Source organism: Segatella copri (assembly GCF_026015625.1).
GTDB lineage: Bacteria > Bacteroidota > Bacteroidia > Bacteroidales > Bacteroidaceae > Prevotella > Prevotella copri_H.
On record NZ_JAPDVG010000001.1, the window covers coordinates 2,469,283 to 2,492,394 of the forward strand.

11 protein-coding genes are annotated in these 23,112 nt (G+C 46.7%); all 11 read right to left on the reverse strand.

What is annotated here, in order from left to right; genetic code table 11:
• Window positions 1-220: 220 nt before the first annotated feature.
• Window positions 221-1,246 (reverse strand): family 43 glycosylhydrolase, encoded by a 1,026-nt coding sequence (locus ONT19_RS10530; protein ID WP_194252684.1) that lies wholly within the window; start codon window positions 1,244-1,246, stop codon window positions 221-223.
• Between the two features lie 110 nt (window positions 1,247-1,356).
• Window positions 1,357-3,015, reverse strand: a complete 1,659-nt coding sequence (locus tag ONT19_RS10535; RefSeq protein WP_153079996.1) for an arabinan endo-1,5-alpha-L-arabinosidase — start codon at window positions 3,013-3,015, stop codon at window positions 1,357-1,359.
• A gap of 131 nt (window positions 3,016-3,146) precedes the next feature.
• The gene (locus ONT19_RS10540; protein ID WP_264951917.1) at window positions 3,147-4,958 is read right to left on the reverse strand and encodes a bacterial Ig-like domain-containing protein; all 1,812 of its coding nucleotides are present in this window, start codon (window positions 4,956-4,958) and stop codon (window positions 3,147-3,149) included.
• Between the two features lie 85 nt (window positions 4,959-5,043).
• Window positions 5,044-6,801 (reverse strand): RagB/SusD family nutrient uptake outer membrane protein, encoded by a 1,758-nt coding sequence (locus tag ONT19_RS10545; protein WP_153079998.1) that lies wholly within the window; start codon window positions 6,799-6,801, stop codon window positions 5,044-5,046.
• A 52-nt stretch (window positions 6,802-6,853) separates the two neighbouring features.
• Window positions 6,854-10,060 carry a SusC/RagA family TonB-linked outer membrane protein gene (locus tag ONT19_RS10550; protein ID WP_264951918.1) on the reverse strand — a complete coding sequence of 1,069 codons (3,207 nt, stop codon included), beginning with the start codon at window positions 10,058-10,060 and terminating at the stop codon, window positions 6,854-6,856.
• Window positions 10,061-10,430: 370 nt separating this feature from the next.
• Entirely contained in the window at window positions 10,431-13,424 is a 2,994-nt protein-coding gene (locus ONT19_RS10555; protein WP_264951919.1) for a two-component regulator propeller domain-containing protein, read from the reverse strand.
• 219 nt (window positions 13,425-13,643) lie between these two features.
• Complete coding sequence (locus ONT19_RS10560) at window positions 13,644-13,829, reverse strand: DUF6722 family protein (protein ID WP_117587261.1); 186 nt, start codon at window positions 13,827-13,829, stop codon at window positions 13,644-13,646.
• A 145-nt stretch (window positions 13,830-13,974) separates the two neighbouring features.
• Window positions 13,975-15,900, reverse strand: a complete 1,926-nt coding sequence (locus ONT19_RS10565) for a glycoside hydrolase family 13 protein (protein WP_264951920.1) — start codon at window positions 15,898-15,900, stop codon at window positions 13,975-13,977.
• A 26-nt stretch (window positions 15,901-15,926) separates the two neighbouring features.
• A complete protein-coding gene (pulA, locus tag ONT19_RS10570) occupies window positions 15,927-17,897 on the reverse strand; it encodes a type I pullulanase (protein WP_264951921.1) in 1,971 nt (656 codons plus the stop codon).
• A 131-nt stretch (window positions 17,898-18,028) separates the two neighbouring features.
• Window positions 18,029-20,164 (reverse strand): glycoside hydrolase family 97 protein, encoded by a 2,136-nt coding sequence (locus tag ONT19_RS10575; protein ID WP_264951922.1) that lies wholly within the window; start codon window positions 20,162-20,164, stop codon window positions 18,029-18,031.
• A gap of 184 nt (window positions 20,165-20,348) precedes the next feature.
• On the reverse strand, window positions 20,349-23,024 hold the full coding sequence (locus tag ONT19_RS10580) for a 4-alpha-glucanotransferase (protein WP_264951923.1): 2,676 nt from the start codon (window positions 23,022-23,024) through the stop codon (window positions 20,349-20,351).
• Between the last annotated feature and the right edge of the window lie 88 nt (window positions 23,025-23,112).

Consider the following 23,112-nt stretch of genomic DNA (forward strand, 5'->3'; position numbering starts at 1 on the left):
CACGGACAAATTATCCGCAGTCTTATAAATTACTTATTTTCAACAACTTACAAGCTACCAGACAAATGAGCCGGACAAATTCAATTTGTCCGTGTTTTAAAAATAAAGCGTAAGCGTCTCCACTTGCCGATGTTCCCGAAATTACGTCACGACGTAACATCTGAGGCGTCACGACGTAGCAATCGACGCGTCACGACGTAGCGACAGATACGTCGCGACGTTATTCCAGCGTCAGCCACCCATCTTCCGTCCAGTTGACTTTCTTCTGAACCAGGATGCTGGCGCCATTCTTTGGCACGCTGTAACCATGACAGAAGAAGAAATCGCCATCAGGGAAAGAGTAGGCAGAGCAATGGCCCATCGCCTCATATTCTTTCTTATCGCCTTCCAGAATCAGCGTACCACCGCCATTGCGCATGTCCCTACCCTCCTTATCCAGATAAGGACCAGCCACCTTCTTGCTCCTGCCCACGGCAACACGATAGTTGCTCTTGATGCCACGGCAGCAGTAATCCCAGCTCACGAAGAGATAGTAATAACCACCATGTTTCATGATGAAAGGAGCCTCGATGGCATTGGTACCGGCAAACTTAGAAGTAGGATTCGGTTCTGCTGATGCATCGCCCACGACATGACGACGGGCGATGGTCTGAGGCTTGGCGCCCTTCTTGACATGCATCGTCTTCTTATCCAGCTTGATCATCTGGATACCATCCCAGAAAGAACCCCAGGTAAGCCAAGGGTTCCCCTTCTCATCAACAATGAAATTCGGGTCGATGGCATTCCAGTTGTCTCTATCGCCCTTGGAGGCGACGAGGCAGCCCTCATCCTTCCATCCATCCTTATCAGATAAGGAAGTATTGCTCAGCAAGCCGATGGCAGAAGTATTCTTGCCAAAGGTGGAACAGGAATAAGCCAGATACCACTTGTTCTTGAAGCGGATAACATCCGGAGCCCAGATATGCGTGGTAAAACCCGGCACACTATCATGCGTCCATGCCGGAATCTCGCTGTTCTTGAGCACGCCCTGAGGAACGATGGTCCAATGCTTGCGGTCGGTGGAAGTCATCTGCGTGATGCCATGACCTGTGCAGTAGAGATAGTACTTGCCATTCTCATACGCCATCACGGGGTCGTGGACAAAAGGAGTATCTACAACCAAAGGCTGTTGTGCACGAGACTCAGCTGGCGCTAGCATCATGGCTATCGCCACAATGCCAAAATATTTCATTGCAGTTTGTTTCATCTGTATATCTTCTCTATTTTTTTAACAAAAAAGGGGAGTCATAGCTTCACTGCTTAACTCCCCCAAAGATTCTACTTAGATTCTTTTATACCTTAAAAACTAACTAACATTTATTTTTTCTTGCCCCAGAAGCTCTTGCTACCACTGACGCCAGAGTATACGATAGTCAACTTGCGAGGACTAGCCTCCCAGTCAACCTCACGCTGTACCTTGAGCTTGGTAGTACCGATGGTGAGTGTATTAGAAGAAGTATCAAAGTTCCATACCTTCACATTAGGCCAAGCCGTACCACCCGTCATTGAGCCGTCGGCATTGAGTGTAAATTCGGTGCTGACGCGCTGTTTGCCATACTCATAAGCGAGGTCGATACCTTCCCAAGTGCCAGCCAGTTCGCTAGCCTTGATAGCCACTTGTGGCACAGCGCCATAACGCTCAGGCATGACAACAGGCCATCCGTTCTCATTCCACTTGATACTGCGCACGCCACCCATCATCAGGGCGTTGCTATAAGCATTTCCACCTACATTCTGTGGGAAACGCTGCTGGGATACATAATACCAGTTGCCCGCGCCATCGTCGAAGACGGCACAGTGGCTGATGCCTACCCAACCATATCCCTGGCTGAACTTATAAGGATGAGTCAAGACGGTAGGATTGTCACCTGCGCCATTGGCTGCATTAGTCACTCTGTTGTTCATCGTCTCGTAAGGACCGTCCACATTCTTGGAACGAAGCACACGGGTGTTGTAAGGAACATCCAAGCCATCGTAAGCCAAGAAGAGATAATAATATCCATCATGGTATACAACCTCAGGAGCCTCAGCTCCCTGCCAACGACTACCGTTGGTACGAGTGAAGATAAGCTTTCCGTAAGGAGCAATCTCATCTGCTGTACCGTATGACTTAGGAAGTTCTTTCAAGGTCTTGCCTGTCTCTGGGTTCAACTGCACGGCAGCGATACCGCTGTGCCAAGAGCCATAGATAAGCCAGTGCTCGCCATTAGGTGTGATGATGAACGAAGGGTCGATGGCATTGAACTTGAAGTAGCCGTCCCAGTCGCTGTTCGATTTGCGAGTCCAGTTCTTACCCTTATCAGAAGAAGAGCAAATCACGAAACCCTTGTCTGTCCACTTGTTGCTGGCTGGGTCCGTAGTCTCTGCCATACCGATGAAGGCACGCTCCGTCCAAGAGCCATCATAGGTAATGCCACCTGTCTTGATGTAGTTGTCCACCACGATGGCATAGTACATACGATAAAGATTATCCTTCACTTTTCTTACGCAAGGAGCCCAATAGCCATATTTTGGGTTGGCGATAGGAGCCAAACCTTGCTCAGCACGAATCTCGTTCAACTTAGCCTTCACCCAAGCAGGAGCCACCTTCATCGTACCACCGAGATATTCCCAGTTTACGAGGTCTTTGCTTCGACGAGCATGGAAGTGTCCATGACCATCGTGGGCATTGCCATAGCTGGCATCAGTCTGATACATATAATAATAGCCGTCGGCTGCCTTCATCACCGATGGGTCGTGCACATTGGCAAGATTCCACTGGCTACGCTTACTCCAGTCGGCTATGGATACATAGTTATCAACATAGGTTGGGCACTTGTAGTTTGCTAAGTCGGCATCCGTTGGATCACTAGGTGTTGGAGTAGGCGTAGGAGTTGGTGTAGGCTTTGGATCGTCAATTGGGTCATCGCCTCCACTGCTACAGCCTACCGCCAAAGTACAAGCGAGCAATAGTACTAAAGTATGAAGTTTCTTCATTGTTTCCTTACGTTTAGTTAGTTTTTATATCCTTTATATTTTCTTTCTAATAAAGGCAGGTCTACGGAAGCCTGTTAGCATCAAGACCTACCTTTATTATTATAGTTTTGCCAAAGATTTCTCTTCGAGGATTATCTGCGGTGAGCACGAGTATAGTGCTTGCGAGCAGAAGATGTAGAATCGAACTTCAAGCAGCTGCTATCTACAGTAAAGTCAACATTGACATCATCAGCCTCTACAGGAATATCCAGATAATACTGTGTAGAAACCTGTCCTGTAGTACCAACCATCACTGCCAAAATATTAACCTTACCATTTTGATTGGCTACATAAACTTGTACTTTGGCACCATTCATACCAGCAAGCCAAGTTGCCCATTCACCCTGAGTTCCTGCATGAGAGATACTAGGAGCACCATCACCACCTACAGCGGCGCCCCATCCCCAGTTGTCAGAACGGAACACACCATACTCACTCAAATCAGCCTTGCGGAGGACTATTACATAATTGTTAAAATTAGCAGCTGCGCCATAATTAGTCAGAGAGAATGCACGAGCTTCACCAGAAGGGACATGAACATCTGCATCAAGGTGAGCACTCCAAAATGGACTAGTGCAATCCTCTGCACCCAAGACTGCAGGGCTAGGGGTTACGAATGTAGCAGCACTCTTCGTTACATTAACATCGAAAGTTGTCTTAACACCATTTTTTGCAGTTACCGTAATAGCTTGCTTACCAACCTTCATAGGTACGTTAGAAAAAGTTAACTTATCAAGAGCAATGTCACGAGTCTTGCCATCCAAATATGTAGCTTGTACTGCCAAGCCTTTTACATCTAAAGCCAAAGTTGCATTTTCTGGCAATGTTATACCAGAAGCTTCATAATATGTATAGTCAAGACGTTTAGGCGCACTTACTATATGGAGAGCTGTGATAGCTGGCACAACTTCGAATGTCTTCTGTGCAACGATAGGAGTAGAAGCATTCTCGCCCTTGAATGTCTTGTTATAGATGACGATGAGGTTCTTGGTGCCAGAAACATCCATATCGTTGATGGGAGAGAAATAAAGTTCCTTGGCAGGAATTACCTTGGTTATACCTTCCTCGAAGGTTACGGTAGCAGATACATTCTCCATTGCCTTCTCTAGGGGTGTATTCTCGTCTACTTCGGCAGGAACATTGTTCAACACCATAGAAACCGGAGCCTTATCCTGGGCAGATGTATAACCGCCGATAGGTTCTACGTTGCTCTGCATGAAATCGATGTAAGAGCCCTCAGGTACCAGGAAGCAACGGATGTTGGTATTGCTCTCGTCTGCATTCAGATTAGCAATCTTAGATGGCTGAATGTAGGTCTTGGTAACAGTACCATTGGTAATCTTCACCATGAAAGTATCTACACGGGAACGGTCAACCGTCAATGTTACCTTACCACCCAACTTATCTACACCCTTGTCTGTATCAGTTTCAAAGGTGAGATTACTCTGCACGCAGCTTCTGTCGATATGGTCACCCCACTCAGAGTTACCGCTTGGCTGGTTATCAAAACGGATAGCACCATACTCGGTATAACCTGTTCCGCCACGATCCACATCATTGGTGATGACGAGGGCAAAGTTCTTATAGGTGTTAGTCGCAGAAGGATTGATGTTCAGATTGAACACGGCATTCCACTTCTGGTTGTCTTGAACCACATAATACTTTGAGAATGAAGTCCAAAAGCCTGAAGAGAAATCAGTATTACCTACAGTATAGACATCCTCATTCATACCTACGAGCACTTCCTCTGTAGATTGGTTAGCTTTTTCGATTGAATCAATCTTTTCAGAGAGCCAATCAGGAGAGTTGACGCTAAACATGTCACTTCCCTCACATCCTGTAATCGCTGTCAATGTCATGGCTGCCACGCAGAAGACGGCTGCTAATTTATTTAGACGTTTCATATTATATCCTATTATAAATATATAAATTGTTATTTTGGTTTTCCTATGGGGCTATCCTTAAGACCCCCCATAGGAATAGATATTATTAGTTGCCCAAGTTAACTACAGGATGAACAGTCCAACCTCTTCCGAAGAAATCAGATGAGTTATCCGTATTCGTATTAGCTGAGTTACCTGTCAGGTTAGGGTTATCATTCAACAAGCCCTGATAGATAGGCAGGAACTCATGACCTGGTACGTATGTATCGTAAGAGCTCTTCACCTCTGAATCAACACCTACCAAAGAGTAGCTTACCGACTCCTTTGCCTTGTATGGAGAACGACGGAAGGTTCCGTGCTCCTTCAACTGAGCCAAACGACCCTGATCATAGAAGAATCCCCAACGAATCAAATCGAAACCACGACCATACTCGCAACCGAACTCCTTTGGACGCTCTACATTGGCAATCTGCTCGAAGAGCTTATCCTTGGTATCGAAGTCTGAGAGACTCAAATCCTTCAGGTTGGCACGCTCACGAACCTGGTTAATCCAGTCGATAGCCTGCTGTGTAGGACCGTTCACCTCGTTCTCGCACTCTGCAGCACGAAGCAAAACGTCAGAGTAACGCATCATACGGAGGTTGATACCGCAATGAAGACCGGTTGTCACCTTATCATAAAGGTTGGTACGGAAATTGGTCCACTTAGCGATAGGAAGACCACCATAGTTGTTGTTGGTTATGATGGTATCAGAAGCTGTCATCTCGCTCTTGTAAGCTACGTTACCATTCTCAAAACCAACCCAGTCTGTCTCGTATGTACCGATGGTCCAGTAGAGACGTGGATCCAACTTACCAGCTGTGGTACGCTCCTGCTTGAAGAGGTTGTACAACCATGGAGAAGCTGAGAGGTCTGCCCATCCACCGAATCTACCTGGAGCGAAGTTAGACTCTACGGCATGACCCTGTGTAGCATTAGGACTGGTATTACCAGGAGTCCACTCATCATCTACACCCTGTGAACCGTAGTCGAGATACTGGATTTCGAAGAGGCTCTCGGCATTGTTCTCATAAGCAGAACCCTCACGGAAGTTGTCGCCATAGTTGGCCATCAGCTTGTAAGAGCCATACTTCTTGTTCATGATGTCCTTGAGTACAACGAGTGCATCGCTATACTTATGGCGCTGCATCAGAGTGCGGGCATAGTAGCCGGCAGCAGCACCGCAGGTAGCACGACCCTTTGCCCACTCGCCACCCTCATCACGTGATGGGAGGAGAGTCATTGCCTCTGAGAAGTCCTTCTCTACCTGATCGAGCACATCGTCGTAGGTACTGTTCTTGCCATAGAGACCATCCAGAGAAGAATAGTTGGCATAATCAGTTATCAGCGCAGGATTCTGGTAATATCCTGCCAATGTATAGTATGAATAACCGCGGAGGAAGAGAGCCTGTCCCTTGATTCGCTTCATGCTTTCGCTGAGCGAAGCATCATCGCCTGTGGTACGTGAAAGAATGAAGTTACATACATTAATAGTATAGTAAGCCTCACGCCAAGGCCACATGGAGATTTCATCCGTCACAGGGTCGTTCATGTCATCGAATGGCATGTACCATACCTGTGATGAGTTCCATACCTCATCGCCACGTGTCACATCGAGGGTATAACCCACACGTGCCGAAGAACCTTCCATACGAATATGGTTGTATGCTGCAATAACGCACTCCTCCAGATCATCAGCATTGAAACCGAAGGTACCGGTGGTCTGCTGGTTAGGATTGGTAACATCCAACTTGTCCTCGCAAGATGTGGTAGCCATAGCACCGAGGCCAAGGAAGAGAGCTAATGATAATTTATATAGTTTCATATCAAATGTTCTTTTAAATAATAATGAATCTTATTCTTGTCTATTCTCATTATTAGAATGTGAAATGGAGACCGCACATAAACGTTCTGGCACTTGGGAAAGAGCAGAAGTTATAACCTGGGGTAAAGGTACCGCCAGCGTAGTCTACATTATATCCATGATAGCCTGTGAAGGTGTAGAGGTTCTGTGCTGATACATAGAGACGTACACCACTTACATATCCACCAAACCACTTGTCTGGGAAGTTGTAGCCCAACTCTACGTTGGCTATCTTCCAGTAAGCAGCATTCTGAATCTTGCGAGAGCTGAAGAGGTCGTTCCAGCCTAATGTTGCATTGTTGGCTGCATAGGTGCGTGGAACACTAGAGAGGTAGGTAGAACCATCCTCTGACCAGCGGTTGGCATCCAGCATTCCTACTTCCTTGTTGCCATAGCCGTAGCAAGAGTTCAAACTGTTATAGATATCATCTGATACATGATAATTCAAAACTCCGTAGGTTGAGATGTTGAGGTCGAAACCCTTATACTCCATGTGAGTGCTCAAACCGAAGTTCACCTTTGGAAGACCACTGCCCAATACGGTCTGGTCGTAAGCATCGATTACGCCATCTGGTTCTCCGTTAGGACCTGAGATATCCTTGTAGAGACAATCACCAACATTGGCTCCCTGCTGGGTTGCATGTCCATCAAGTTCATCCTGTGTACGGGCGATTCCCTCGTAAACCCAACCATAGAACTTACCAATCTCCTGACCTACGTAAGTAGCGTATGCACCCGTAATGTATGAATTCTTACCGATACCCAGAGAAGTTACTTTATTCTTCAAGGTACTTACGTTGGCGCTGATATCATACTTGAGGGCATGATCGCGGTTGCGGTAGGTAGCGCTGAACTCGAAGCCACTGTTCTCCATAGAGGCAGCGTTCATGGTTACAGAGGTGTTGGATACACCGGTCTGTGCTGGCACAGGAACTGAGTAAAGCAGGTCTTCTGACTTGTTCTTATACCACTCGGCAGTGAACTCCAAACGGTTGTTGAACATTGCCAGGTCGATACCCACGTTGGTGGTCTTCTTCTTCTCCCAGGCGATATCGCTGTTCACGAAGGTAGAAACGGCAGAACCGGTTACAAGACTGTTGCCGAAGCTGTAAGTCATGTTGTTACGGTTCATGCTAGCCATATACTGGTACTCACCAATGTTCTCGTTACCGAGCTCACCATAGCTGGCACGAATCTTGAACATGTTAACGATGTCGCGGCTGATAGGGAAGAACTTCTCCTTATCGAAGCGCCAACCTAAAGATACAGATGGGAAGGTTGCCCAACGGATGTTCTTGCTCAAACGGGAGCTACCGTCACGACGTACTACTGCAGAAAGCAGATACTTCTCATCATAGTTGTAGTTCAAACGACCTACGTATGATGCCAGACTATGCTTATACTCGTATGACTCAGAGTAAGTATTCTTGGCATTCTGAAGCTGGAGGAAGTATGGCTCAGTGAAGTTGATACCCCAACCAGTCAGGAGGTTGGTATTTTCCTCCTCGTATGTCATACCGGCGAGCAGGTTGATGTTGTGCTTGCCAATCTTGCCATCGTATGTGATGGTATTCTCAACCAAGGCGTCGCTGTAGTTGCGTGAGCCCTTGGTAAGGCGCTCATTCTCCTTGGCAAGATATACACGGTTGCTCTGAATCCAGGAAGGAATCCAGGTCTTATCCTTTGCCTCTGTCTTGCTGTAAGAGAGGTTTACATTATAGTGAAGACCATGGTTCTTGCTCTTGATACCTACCATGCCCAACAAATCTACGTCGGCAGAAGCGGTACCTACGAAGCGGTCAACCAAGGTGTTGCGCTGCAGGAGGTTATTAACCAGCAATGGGTTAGAAGCTGAAATATCACCATGTACGCCATCATAGTAAACACCATAACCGTAAGCATCGTAGCGATAACCGTTTGCAGCACCTACCTTGTCATCGAGAACCCATGTTGACTTATCGTAAGCCTTGATGGTTGGCTGCATCAGAAGTGTACCACGGAGCACGTTGGTTACATCACCATACAGACCCTGGACATACTCTGAGGCATTGGAAAGACCCATGTTGTCCTGGTTAGAGTGAGAGTAAACCATGCTGGTACGGAACTTCACGAACTTGGTGTCCATGGTATTGTTCACACGGGCTGTGTAACGCTCGTAGTTAGGACCTGCACCTTCCAAGGTACCCTTCTGGTTATAGTAGTCGAGAGATACATTATAAGTACTGTGAGAGCTACCACCGCTGAGGGCTACGTTGTGGTTCTGTCGGATACCGGTCTTGAATACCTCGTCAAACCAATCTGTGTTGGTTTCGTCCTGGAAATGATACATTCCATCCTCGCCCATCTTGTAACCGCCAGGCAGAGGAGTGTTGGAATTCTTGCAAGCCTGACCCAGATAGTTGCTATACTGGTCAGCGTTCATTACATCATATACATCGCCAGGAATCTGGTCAACACCAAAGTAACCGGAGTAGTTCACCTTCAGAGGCTGGTCTTTCTTACCATTCTTGGTAGTGATAATAACGACACCATTCGCAGCACGGGAACCATAGATGGCACCCGCAGAAGCATCCTTCAGAATCTGGATGGTCTCGATATCATTAGGAGAGAAGTCACGGATAGTGGTACCCATTGGCACACCATCGATGACATAAAGAGGAGCTGTGCTACCGAAAGAACCGATACCACGAATTCTCACACTAGGATCTGCACCAGGCTGACCGTCTGATGTAATCTGCACACCGGCAACCTTACCTTCAAGCATAGTAGAGATGTTAGAGTTTGATACCTTCTTCATCTCCTCAGCATTTACGATAGATACAGAACCGGTAAGGTCTGCCTTTTTCTGTGTACCATAACCCACTACTACAACCTGGTCAAGCACCTGATTGTCGGCAGAGAGTTGGATAGAATCGATAATGGCACGACCGCGCACTGCAATCTCACGCTCCTTGTAGCCAAGATAGCTCACGAAAAGAGTCGCATTAGCCTTTACTCGAATTTCGAAATTACCATCTAAGTCGGTAACTGCACCAGTCTTGGCATCTTTAGTCTTAACTGTTGCACCAATCAGAGGTTCACCCTGATCATCTACAACATGTCCCTTGACCGTGATCACCTGATCTTGTGCAACTGCAGCCATTGCGGGCATTGGGGTGACAAAAGAAGCACCACCAACAGCACCTAGGCATAGCATCATAGAGAATAATTGTTTCCTCATTGCTTATCAATTTTTAGGTTTATACTTTGTTTATTCAATTTTTACAGTTTGTTATTGCTTCGTCCGTTCTCTTTTTAGGTTGCGGATGAAATGATTAATGCTGGCCAAACTATACATCAACCATCATTTTTCAGTGGCAAAAGTACAATTAACCGGATTATATTGGGTGGACAATTGGGTTTTATAGGTGGACAAAACGCATAAACAGTGGATTTTTAAGGATATTACGTGCTTATCCACCAGTTGTGTACCCACACATACAAAACAAGGGGTTACTTGACTTATATCAAGTAGCCCCTCAGTTTTATTTTATTTACTTAACAAATTATCACATCCAGGAACATTATTTCTCCGAAGAATCCAAAGAGAACTATGCCATATCTGAACCCTGAGAATCCAACTGATCCTTATATGCAGTCGGCGAGATGCCAAACTGCTTGGTGAAGCAACGGGTGAAATACTTCGGATCGTTGAAGCCTACACGGTAGGCTATCTCCGTAATATTTCGGTTGGAAGTTTTATCAGCCATCATCTTGCGCGAGATGTCGAGACGGTAGTTGCGGATAAACTGGGCTGTTGGTAAGCCTGTCTCCTTGGAGAGATTCTTGCTCAGTACACTGCGGGATATACCTAAGGCATCTGCCAGTTCCTGTACACCAAACTCCGAATTATCGTAATTCTTCTCCATCACATCCATCACTTCTTCCATGAATGGACGCATAGTCTCCTCTACCATCTTCCTGTCAGCCTCAATGCTCTTTTTCTGACTGTCCTGATAACGCTTCTGGTTCTGCAGAATCATCTGGATGCGACTCTGCAGCTTTTCTGGTTCATCACTTTCCTTCATCGCTGCCTCGATAGGACGGTACAGAGCCTCAACTTCCTCTTCGCGCATCTTGTTGAGACGGCGCACATAAGCATATTGGAGCAAGGCAATGATACCTATTATAATAAGAGCAACAAACCACCAGCTCTTCCAGAAATAAGGAGTAATCTGAACTTCTACAGAGATCACCTGCTCCTTGTCGGAATTGATAGATGGGATATATTTCACCTCAAACTTATAGTCTCCAGCTGGCAGAGTGGAATAACGCACACTATGCTGACCAGCCTTGAGTTGAACCCATTCATTCTCGTATCCCTTCATGCGATAAAGGTACACGCCCTGTGTCTCGCATCCATAATTGAGCGCTGAGAAAAAGAGGGTGAACGACTTATCACTCTCATGGATACGCAACTTTCTGGCAATAGAAATGTCTTCTTCCAGATAATCGCTGCCGGCAAAGACAGGCTGGTTATCTACCAGAAGTTCGGTAAAGCACAACTTACCCGTCTGATGCACAGAACGGTTTATGCCCTTTACAGCCATCATACCCGCATCGGTGCCCAAGAATATTTCGCCCTTGGCATTGCGGATGGCTCCATTGAAATAGAACTGCGAACTGATCAGACCGTCTTCACGGGAGAAACTACAGAATGCCTCGGTCTTCGGATTGAAGATAGAGAGTCCATTATCGGTAGCTATCCACAACATCCCCTGGTTATCCTCTACAATACCCTTCACGATATTGTTGGCAAGTCCGTTATTGGTGGTATACGACTTCACTTGAGTCTTTCCGTTTTTATCGCTGGTATAGCAATACAGACCGTAGCCGTTACTGCCCATCCATATCTTTCCATCCTTAGCCTGGCAGAAAGACAATATCTTATCGAAGACTCCACTCTTCGGATTGTCGAGTTTATACTGATGATACGTCACAGCGAAATCGCCCTTGCCATGAGGACGCGACTTGAGGTCGACCTCTACCATTCCCCGCACACAACCCATCAGGAGTTTGCCCTTTCGGGTTATCAGAGAACCAATGCAGCCGCGCACATTCAGGCATCCCCTGAAAGGTTCAATGAGTTGGCGGCGCTTCATATCATAGAAGAAGAGACCGTCATTGGTTCCGAGCCACATACCATCATTGATAGGATCGTAAGCCAAGGCACCGGCAAAGTTGAGTAAATGCTGATGCTTAGCATCTATCACCAGAGGAATAATCTTGCCCGGCTGACTGAGATTCATCACAGCAAAGCCCCTTCCCCAGGTACCAATCCAGAGCTGATTGCGGTTATCAGCTGCAAGAACCGAGACGGTATTATGCGGCAAACCGGAATTTGCCACCGTATAATGAACAAAGTTCATGCTGCCTGGAGTCAAGGCATTGAGACCTCCCTCTACTGTTCCTACCCACAGGGTTCCGCCGGCTGCCGCATACATAGCATTGACAGCATTAGGAGAGATACTGCCCGGGGTGGCGGGGTCGTGACGGTAGAATTCCAAATTCAGCTGACGTGGAGCCAGCTTGATAACACCACCTGTCTCAGAACCTACCCATATCTGTCCGTTCTTTGAGAAAAGACTGTTGATAAAGTTGCTGCTCAGCGGATTCACAGCCGTAGCAGTGTTCCAATGTTCTATCTCTCCGGTCTTATCATTGAAGATATCTACGCCACAGAGCGTTCCTACCAGAAGTTTGTCATCTGGAGAAACAGCAAGGCTCGTCACTACTTCGTGCTGGAGCGAATGGTCGGTAGCAGAGCAATGGAATTCCTGCTTGCCGCTATTAAGCAATCCGCGATTCGTACCCATCCATATCTTGCCATGATAATAAATAAGCGCCCCCCCATACCGACCTTCGAGCGGAGGGAACAGGGATGAGATGTTCTTTGACACGAGCTGATTGTTCTTCACAGAAAACTCGCTCACCACTCCATTGTTGCATAATACAACCGTTCCTCTGCGATAGACATCACAGATTCCGAGGTCGGGAGCATTATAAGGATAGGATGTGGACAAGACGCTGCTCACCTCGCCCTTTTCGTTAAAGCCGAAACGGGTAAGCTGGTTGAAAGAAAGCATCCATATATTGCCCTTTGCATCACAATATATTCGGGTGCAAAGGTTCTTGAATACTTTGTTGAGTTGTGCCTCTACCTGGCTGTTCTCACAAGGTGGAACAACAGGCTGCATGGTATTGAGGTCGAGCACCTGCGGACCTTCTTCGAAAGCCACCCAAAGGCGCTTGAACGGATCTTCGCAGACATTACGGCAGCTGTTGCTTCGCAGACTGATTCCTACAGACCCCAAACCGAAGTTCATGAAATTGAAACCATCGTAGCGTACCAGTCCACCACCATGCGTACTGATCCATACGAAGCCGTAGGAATCCTGAAAGATATCATCAGCAAAATTATTCGGCATACCTGCAGCCATATTGAGATAGCTTACATTATAGCGACTAGGCAGCCCACCTTGCGCCCAACTGCTCAAGGTAACGATCAATGCTGCTATAAAGGTTAGAATGTATCTTCTAATCATTATTTTCCTTTCTTCCTGTCTTCTATTTTTGCATAGATGACCATACCAACTCCTAACAAAGCAAGAGCGATATACATACTAAAAAGATTCCAATTCATAGCTATTGTTTTTTTTGTTCTTTGTGATCCTCTATCTTCACATAAACCAATGAGCCTATAGCTATAACTGAAAGGAACAAGTACATTCCTAATAATCCGTAATCCATATTATTTACCTTTCTTATTTTTTATTTTCACTTCGTCTGATAAGATATAACCCTGTCCCAAACGTAAGAGCTGCAAAAAAGACTGCTCCTATTAAAGTCCAAATCGAACCATCATCATTACCAAACATTCTCACTAAAACATAAGCTGTAACAATATATTTTGCTATATCTAACAGCCATTTGCCTAATTCTTCTATCATTCTAAAGCTATTTCGTTAACTCTGCTGCAAATTTACAAAGAATAATTGAAACGAAAGAATATTTTTATGAAAAAAAGCAGGCTAACACTGATAACTGCGTTAGCCTGCTGAGATATGAAAGTATCAAGTGACTGATACTAAGTCTTTAGAACTCAAGAATCATGCTCTGGCGAGGACGGAGTTTTACGTTCTTGTTGATAAGAACGGTGCGACCGTTTGTAATATCCGTGGCCTTGTCATGAGAACCGATAATCTCTGCATAACGGGAAACATTCAGCTCGTTTGCCTCGTTCTTGCCGTTGATAACCGTCATCACATTCTTACCCTTATACTGGCGGGCAATTACGTAAACACCCTTCTGAGGACAGAACTGGGTCTGCTTGCCCTTGGTAATCACTTCATTGCCCTGACGCCAGTGCAACAGGTTGCTGAGCCAGTTGAACATCTGGTTTTCTGCCTGTGTTCTACCCTCAGCTGTAAAGGCATTGTGCTTATCACCAGCCCAACCGCCAGGGAAGTCCTTGCGTACATTGCCATCGGTCACGCTCTTGGTACCATTCATCAGCACCTCTGTACCATAATAGAGCTGAGGAGTGCGATTGATGGTAAGAAGCAATGACAGCGCCTGCTTCAAAGCCAGAGTATCCTTGCCTTCACCCAGGAAGCGGTCGGTATCATGATTCTCGATGAATGCCATTACGCTCTTTGGATTCGGATAGAGATAGTCGTAGCAGAACACGTTGTAGAGACGGTTCATGCCGTTCCACCAGTCATCGGTCTCTTCTTTCTTTGCACTATTGATGCGGTCGAAGAAGGCGAAATCCATAACGGTTGGCAGATAGCTGTTCTTCTCAGAAAGTTTGCTGTCCTTCTGCCAGGCTGCAGTATAGGCAGGTTCGGTTACCCAAGTCTCGCCTACGGTATTGAAGTGAGGATACTCCTCGCCTAGCACCTTCATCCAGCGTGCCATCGCATCGCGGTCGGCATAAGGATAGGTATCCATACGGATGCCGTCGATACCTGCACTCTCTATCCACCACTCGCTGTTCTGAATCAGATACTTGATAACGTGTGGGTTACGCTGGTTGAGGTCAGGCATAGTTGGAACAAACCAGCCATCTACGGTTTCTGTGAGATCAACCTTGCTGGCATATGGATCAAGTACCGGAGTCAGCTTATAACTGGTCTGCAGATACTTATCGTTCACCTTAGCAGCGCCATCCACCGTACCGATGTTCTTCTGATGCTCGGCAGTCTGATTTTCAGGAGCCAGCCATTCTGGTTTATTAAACCAGTCCTTTGAAGGCATATCGGCAACCCAAGGATGCTCGAAGCCGCAATGGTTGAAAATCATATCCATCACAATCTTCAAACCTTTCTTGTGAGCCTCATCTATCAGCTGCTTATAATCGGCATTGGTTCCGAAACGTGGGTCTACACGATAATAATTGGTGGTAGCATAACCATGATAACTGCTGTTCTTGCCGTTACTTGGACTGTCGTTCTCCAAAACCGGGGTAAACCACAGAGCGGTTACACCCAACTGGTTAAAATAATCCAAGTGCTGGCGGATTCCCTCCAGGTCGCCACCATGTCGCAGACTAGGCTCTGCACGGTTGCAGGTCTTATCACGCATCGTCTTAAAGGCATCATTCTTCAGATTGCCGTTGGCAAAACGGTCTGGCATCAGCATATAGAGCACATCCTCGTTAGAGAAACCGATGCGCTTATCGCCCGCCATCTCACGGTTCTTCAACACATACTTTACCTTCTTCGACTGTTTGCCCTGCTTGAAGTTGAGGGTCATCTCACCAGCCTTTGCTCCATCGAGGTTAAGATAAACCAGGAGATAATTAGGAGAATCAAGGCGGGCGATGCTGTCTACCTTCACACCCGGATAGTTTACCGTTACATCGGCATTCTTGATATCCTTGCCATACACCATCAGCTGGAGCGAAGCATCCTTCATGCCCACATACCAGTCAGTAGGTTCAATGCGGCTTACGTTAACTGCCGCGTTCATACTTATTGCGCTACCCATAAGCACTAATGAAGCTATTATCTTTTTCATATTACACCTTATTATAAATATATAAACTATTTCTGATAAAGAATCAAGGCTGACTGAGGGGCAATCTCAGCTTCCTTTTCCGAAACAAAGCCTAAGCCTTCCTCATTGATCACACCATTGCAGCAAGCCACAATATAGCTACCCTCAGGAATCTGCATCTTCTTTGCCTCCTTATTGAAATTATAGATCACGATGATGTTCTTCCAGGCATCAATGCCCTCCAGATTCTTAAGCTGGAAACCTACGAGGCAAGTCTGCTTGTTGCCATTGGCATCCTGACAAGGCAGGAACTCCAGATGCTGACGTACCTTATCGCCTGTTGAAAGACGGAAGGCTGGATGATTCTTGCGGAGCTGGATCAGACTTTTGTAATAAGCAAACGCCTGCGGATACTTCTGCAGATTGGTCCAGGTAAACTGGTTGATGCTGTCAGGAGAATTATAGCTGTTGTGTACTCCCTTCTTGTCGCGGAGCATCTCTTCGCCGGCAAGGATGAAAGGAACACCCTGGGAAGTGAAGACGCAGGTCTGCGCAAGCTTATCGATGCGGAGCAACTCGGCAGTACGTATTGCTTCTGGGATATTCTTGTCGGTAAGAGATGAGATACTTGCCTTCAGACGGTCTACCAGACACATATCGTCATGGCAGCTTACATAACTGATCTGCTCGGTAGGATTGTTGGTCCAAGGCTTCTTGTCATAGTTCACCTTTGTCATATCCACCTGCGGATGAGCAATGCCACCCACAATACCGAACTTCAGACTCTCCTCCTGACCTGTAAGACCAGCCAGGAGCGCTCCCTGATGGTCATCAGAGAAAGGACCACGGAGCGCATCGCGCATATCATCGCTGAAAGCACCGATGCCCTTGAGCTGCTGGGTATTCGCCTTCACCGCCAGTTTCTCGGTAGGATAAGCACAGCTGCCTGCACTCCATCCCTCACCATAAATATAGATGCTGGGATCGATGCGGTTTACCATCTCACGGATAGCCTGCATGGTTTCGATGTCATGAACACCCATCAGGTCGAAACGGAAACCGTCGATATGATATTCGTCTATCCAGTATTTCACGCTCTCCAGCATAAACTGGCGCATGAGAGGCTTCTCTGAAGCAGTCTCGTTGCCACAGCCTGAACCGTCAGAATACTTACCATCCTTGGTCTTGCGATAATAATAATCAGGATAGGTACGCTGGAAATTGCTGCCATTGATATCGAAAGTATGGTTATATACGGCATCGAAAATCACTCGAATGCCTGCCTTATGCAGCGCCATCACCATCTCCTTGAACTCCTTGATGCGGGTTACTGGAGAATAAGGGTCGGTAGCGTAACTGCCTTCCGGCACATTATAGTTCTTCGGATCATAACCCCAGTTGAACTGTGGTTTGTCGAGTCGGGTCTCATCTATAGAAGCGAAATCGAATACAGGCTGGAAGTGGATGGCGTTGATGCCCAGATTCTTGAGATATTCGATGGCCTTTGGCTCGGTGAGGGCGAGATACTTGCCCTTATATTTCAAGCCGGATGTAGGAGAAATGGAGAAATCACGCACGTGAAGCTCGTAGACAACGAGATCGGCTGGCGATTTCAGGGCAGGACGCACGTCCTTATCCCATCCAGATGGATCGGTATCATACAAATCTACGATGGCGCCACGGTTTCCGTTCACACCTACTGCTTTGGCAAATGTACCTGGTGTTTCACCCTTGCCAATATCAAAGGTATAGAACTTTCCCTTGAGGTCGCCCTTGACAGTAGCCTCCCATCGTTCATCGCCCAACTTCTTCATTTTCAGCGTTTTATAAGCCTTTCCTCCCTGACCTTGCTTATAAAGACGGAGGGTTACAGAAGACTTTTGGGCTGTTGGAGCATTCAGGATAAACATGGTTTTCTCCTTGGAATACATCATCTCATTGAATGTCTGCTGCGCATTCAATGAAGTTGGTAAAACGGTTGCTGTCAATGCTGCAATTATTAGTTTTTGGATATTCATATTGTTAAGTTATTGTTATACAGGACATTAAAGCGAACTGAGCGAAGAAAACCGTGACAGATTATCTACGCTCATTTTTGGCGTATTTCCGACCAACCGGACAGTTGGACGGAAATACGGAAATTATAGGCTTATTTAGCGAGCAATGAGATGGCGAAACCACCACCACGTGCTTCATTAATCTTCAAAACATCACCCTTCTTCACAGTCTTGTGGATGATCTGATAAGATTTAGGGTTCTTCTCGTAGTCGGCATTCTTGCCGTCCTGATAAATAGCGCAAGCATACTTCTTGCCCTTATCCAGGAAGTCGAGTTTTACTACGGCTGTGCGGGCTGCATCAGTCTTACCGCCTACAAACCAGTTGTCGGTACCCTTAGCCTTGCGGGCTACGGTGATATACTTGGCTGGCTCTGCTTCCAGATACTTGGAGTCATCCCAGTCGCAAGCTACGTCGCGGATAAACTGGAAGGCATCGTCATACTTCTCATAATGCTCTGGAAGATCGGCAGCCATCTGCAGCGGACTGTACATTACGAGATAGAGCGAAAGCTGACCACAGAGAGTGGTATGAACATAACTCTTATTGTTGCTCCACTCAGAAAGCTTGGTCTCAAAGATACCAGGAGTATAATCCATCGGACCACCCTGCAGACGGGTGAATGGCAACATTACGGTATGATAAGACTTGTTACCGCCAAATGCCTCATATTCTGTACCACGTGCACTCTCGTTGCCAACCAGGTTAGGCCAGGTGCGGCAGATACCTGTAGGACGGGTTGCCTCGTGGGCATTCACCATGATATGATGCTTGGCAGCGGTCTCGATGACACGCTGGTAGTGATTGTTCATCAACTGGCTGTAGTGATACTCACCTCTTGGGATGATATCACCTACATAACCGGTCTTCACGGCATCATAACCATATTTGTTCATCAGGTTGAAGGCATCTTCCATGTGGCGCTCGTAGTTGAGAGCTGCAGAAGATGTCTCGTGGTGCATCATCAGTTTCACGCCCTTAGAGTGAGCATATTCGTTGAGCATCTTGATATCGAAGTCAGGATATGGAGTCACGAAGTCGAAGACATCGAGCTTTTGGTGACCGAACCAGTCTTCCCAACCTTCATTCCAGCCTTCTACCAATACTTCCTGCAAACCGTTCTTGGCAGCAAAGTCGATGTAGCGCTTCACTTCCTCGTTGGTTGCACCATGAGTACCGTTAGGCTTGCACTTGCTGTAATCAGTAACGCCGAGACGCACAGATGGCAGATCGTTGGTATAGCTCCAGGTCTTGGTACCCACAATCATGTTCCACCATACACCGCAGTACTTGGTAGGATGAATCCAGGATGTATCCTTAATCTTGCAAGGCTCATTAAGGTTCAATGTCAACTTGCATGAAAGCATATCACGTGCATTATCACTTACCATCACGGTACGCCAAGGGGTATTGAATGGAGTCTGGATAAATCCCTTTCTGCCCACGGCATCAGGAGTAAGCCAAGACTCGAAAGTCAATGTTTTCTCGTCCAGATTGAGGTGCATGGTAGGATAATCCAGGCAGGCTGCCTCATGGATGTTGATGTAGAGTCCGTCCTTGGTCTTCATCTGGAGAGAGGTCTGAACACCGGTATCAGAGAAGACGGTGGTAGACGAATTACTCTTGTAAGCTTCACGGTTTTTCGCAATAATTGGGCGAATGCCTGTCAATGGAGTAATGTTGTAATCATACTCCTGTGTATCATAATCACCAGGAATCCAGTAAGCGGTATGATCGCCTGCCATGGCAAACTGGGTATGCTCCTCCTGGATGACAAAATAATTCAGACTCTCCTGCTGTGGGAACTCATAGCGCAAGCCCATACCATAATCATATACACGGAAACGGATGGTAATGTTGCGCTTAGAAGCAGCCTGGTTCAGGTTTACCTCCATCTCGTTGTAATGGTTGCGGATGGTAGCGGTCTCGCCCCATACCGGCTTCCAGGTTTCATCGAAAGTCGATGTCTTGCTGCCGGTTTCAGTAAAACCATCCATCAGGCTGGTTTCCTCCATACCCTTAGAGGCATGTTTATCCTTAGCCAACTCCAATCCTAAGTGGGATGGCTTACATACAGTCTTTCCCTTATAGCTCATCTCATAGGTAGGCTGTCCCTTTTCGGTCAAAGAGAAAGTTACCGAGACATTGCCGTCAGGTGACTTTACGGTCTGGGCCGCTGCCAACATAGGAAGCAAGAGACCCATCACTAATACATTCAGTTTCTTCATACTATGCTATTGTTGTTATTATCGTCTATTTGTTAGTTTATACGCTAGTGAAGATTGCTTTACTTTGCGAATGCAACTTATTCGTTTGCAAAGATACAAAAAACAAAAATACCCTCCACGTTTTGGGAGGGTATTTTTCTGCAAATGAGTGTGCAAACGTTTGCACTATATATAATCATGTTAGTTAGACTCTTTCAGACTGCGAAATCATCTCTGTGATATTCTGCACGAAACGCTTGTCTGCAGCCAGATCCTCTATGTTGAGGTGCATGCGATAACGCCAGTAATGCTTAGGGTTAGCCGGGATATTGATACGCTCGGCATCAGCATCAGGCAGACGGAGAGCCTCATCGGTAGCCAACCAGTCCTGGATACTCAATATGCAGAGCATGGATGGAGAGGTGAGATGGCGGCTGATGATGTCACTAGCCAACCAGCCTGGGAGTGGATGAGGTGCTGGTCCCTGACGGTAGAGCATCGTATTGTAATACTCCTGGGTACGCTGGACATTCTCATCCCACCACATACGCAGAGTAGGCATATCGTGGCTCGAGATGGTACATACCGAGCGGTATGGGTTACGGCTCAGATGTCCGAACTTAACCGATGGATCCTTTGGCATGCTCTGGAGTTCCAGACTCAATATCTTCAACTCGTCCATTACCCAAGGCACACAGTCTGGCACCATACCGAGGTCTTCGGCACAAACCAGCATGCGGGTAGCCTGAACCAGTTTAGGCAACTTTTTCATCGCCTCCTGATACCAGAACTGGTTGTTACGGCGATAGAAATAGTCGTTGTAAAGGCGGTTGAACGCAGCCTTGTCATTATCATAGAGCGACTCGTAGATAAAGTCAAGCTGGGCTGAGATACGTGGATGGAAGACGCCAGGGTTGGTATGATCACGTACGAAGAGTACATCGCTGATCAGGGCATACAAGCCATCACGCAGCCAGAGTTCCTTCTCATCTGTTACATCAGCAAAGAGAGCCTCAACCTTACGCTGGGTATCTACCTCAGGCTTCATCTGATAACGCTCGTCATCCAGACGGTCGAGATATTTCTCCTTTACCTCGCCGGCACGCTCATGGAACACACGATCCAATACCCAATCGGTAATGAACGGACGGGTAAAACGGTCTTCCTGGAAGTGTAAACCATAGCTTTCTATCTCTTCACGGCTCATGGCAAGCGCCGGTGCAAACTGTCCGAGCAATCCATGTACGCTATGTACCGGAATCTCCCAGATACGGAAGAAGCCCAATACGTGGTCGATGCGGTAAGCATCAAAATATCTTGCCATGTTCTTGAAACGGCGGTTCCACCACTGGCAGCCATCCTTCAGCATCTCAAACCAGTTATAGGTAGGGAATCCCCAGTTCTGACCATTGGCAGAGAAGTCATCAGGTGGAGCACCCGCCTGACCATTGAGGTTGAAGTATTTAGGTTCCATCCATACATCGCAACCATTGCGGTTTACGCCGATTGGAATATCACCCTTCAAAATAACGCCCTTAGCCTTGGCATGCTCGTGAGCCTCCTGCATCTGGCGGTCCAGTACGAACTGTACGAAATAGAAGAACGCCACGTTCTTGTAAGCTGCAGTCTTAGGGTCGGTAAGTGCCTTGCGCTCAGCCTCATCCCATACCTGATGATCTGGCCACTGGTTGAAATCAGCCGTACCATTCTTATCACGCAGGTATGAATACTGTGCGTAAGGAACTAGCCACAGTTCAGTATCCTGGAAGAAAGCCTTATATTCGGCTGTCTTCATCATCTTTTCACCTTCCTGATTGAAGATTTGGCGCAAGTAATTTATCTTGAAATCATTTACTTTCTCGTAATCTATCTTATCCAGTGCGTTCAACTCAGCACGTGTCTTCTCAGCCTCAGCACGAGCCTTTGCATCCTTCAACTCAGGAAGAGCATGAAGGTCGACATACTGCGGATGAATAGCGAAGACGCTGATGCAGCTGTATGGATAACTGTCGGTCCATGTATGGGTGATGGTGGTATCATTGATAGGAAGGAGCTGGAGCACCTTCTGACCGGTAGAAGCCACAAAATCAATCATGGTCTTCAGATCACCGAAATCACCGATACCGGCACTCTTACGGGTACGCAATGAGAATACAGGCACCTGCGTTCCGGCAAGTTTGCGGTTATACAGAGCGAAGGAAGCCTGGTCGAGTTCATAAGATACCAACTCACCTGCCTTCATCTCCGGCAAATCCACGGTTCTGTTCATGCTGTTTTCCCAGAGAAGCTCGTTCTTTGCATTTCTGAAAGCCACGAACTTAAACTCCAGATGACTGCCCTCAAGATGAGTCGCATCAATATCAGCCACCCATTCATTATAGGTATGCTGAGTCATCGGAAGAATCTTCTGCACATCCCAGGCACCCAAAGCTTTATCTGCACCCAATACACCCAGACGCTCACCATCGCGAAGCTGAGGAGCACGGACTATCAGACGCACAATCTTGCTGCCCGATTCCGGCTTCATCTTCTGTGGAGCCTGATGATTGATGCAATCGGTAAAGGCACTGCTGTAGAGGAAAGCATCCTCAGGCATAGTCTTCCAATGATCGTAAAGGGTATAAACCGCAGCCTTCTTGGCATTTACTTCGAGCTGATGCTTAATCATAAGCCATTCGGTCTTGACTGCTCTACCTTCACGTTCTACACTATAATAATAGGTATACGATTTTTCTGGTGCTTCAACACACCAGTCGCATGCCCATCTTTCACCATCTGTTGTCTCGAGAGGAAGTTTCAGTTCACCTTCCTCCGTCTGAATGTTTACGACGATCTGTTCGCCGAACATTGCTTTATACTCAATATTAAACTGTACTGTCATAAGACTCTTAAAGGCTCTAGAAAATGTTATAATTTATATTTGCTGCTACAAAGGTAAGAAAAACGTATGATAAACGTATCAGAAATTT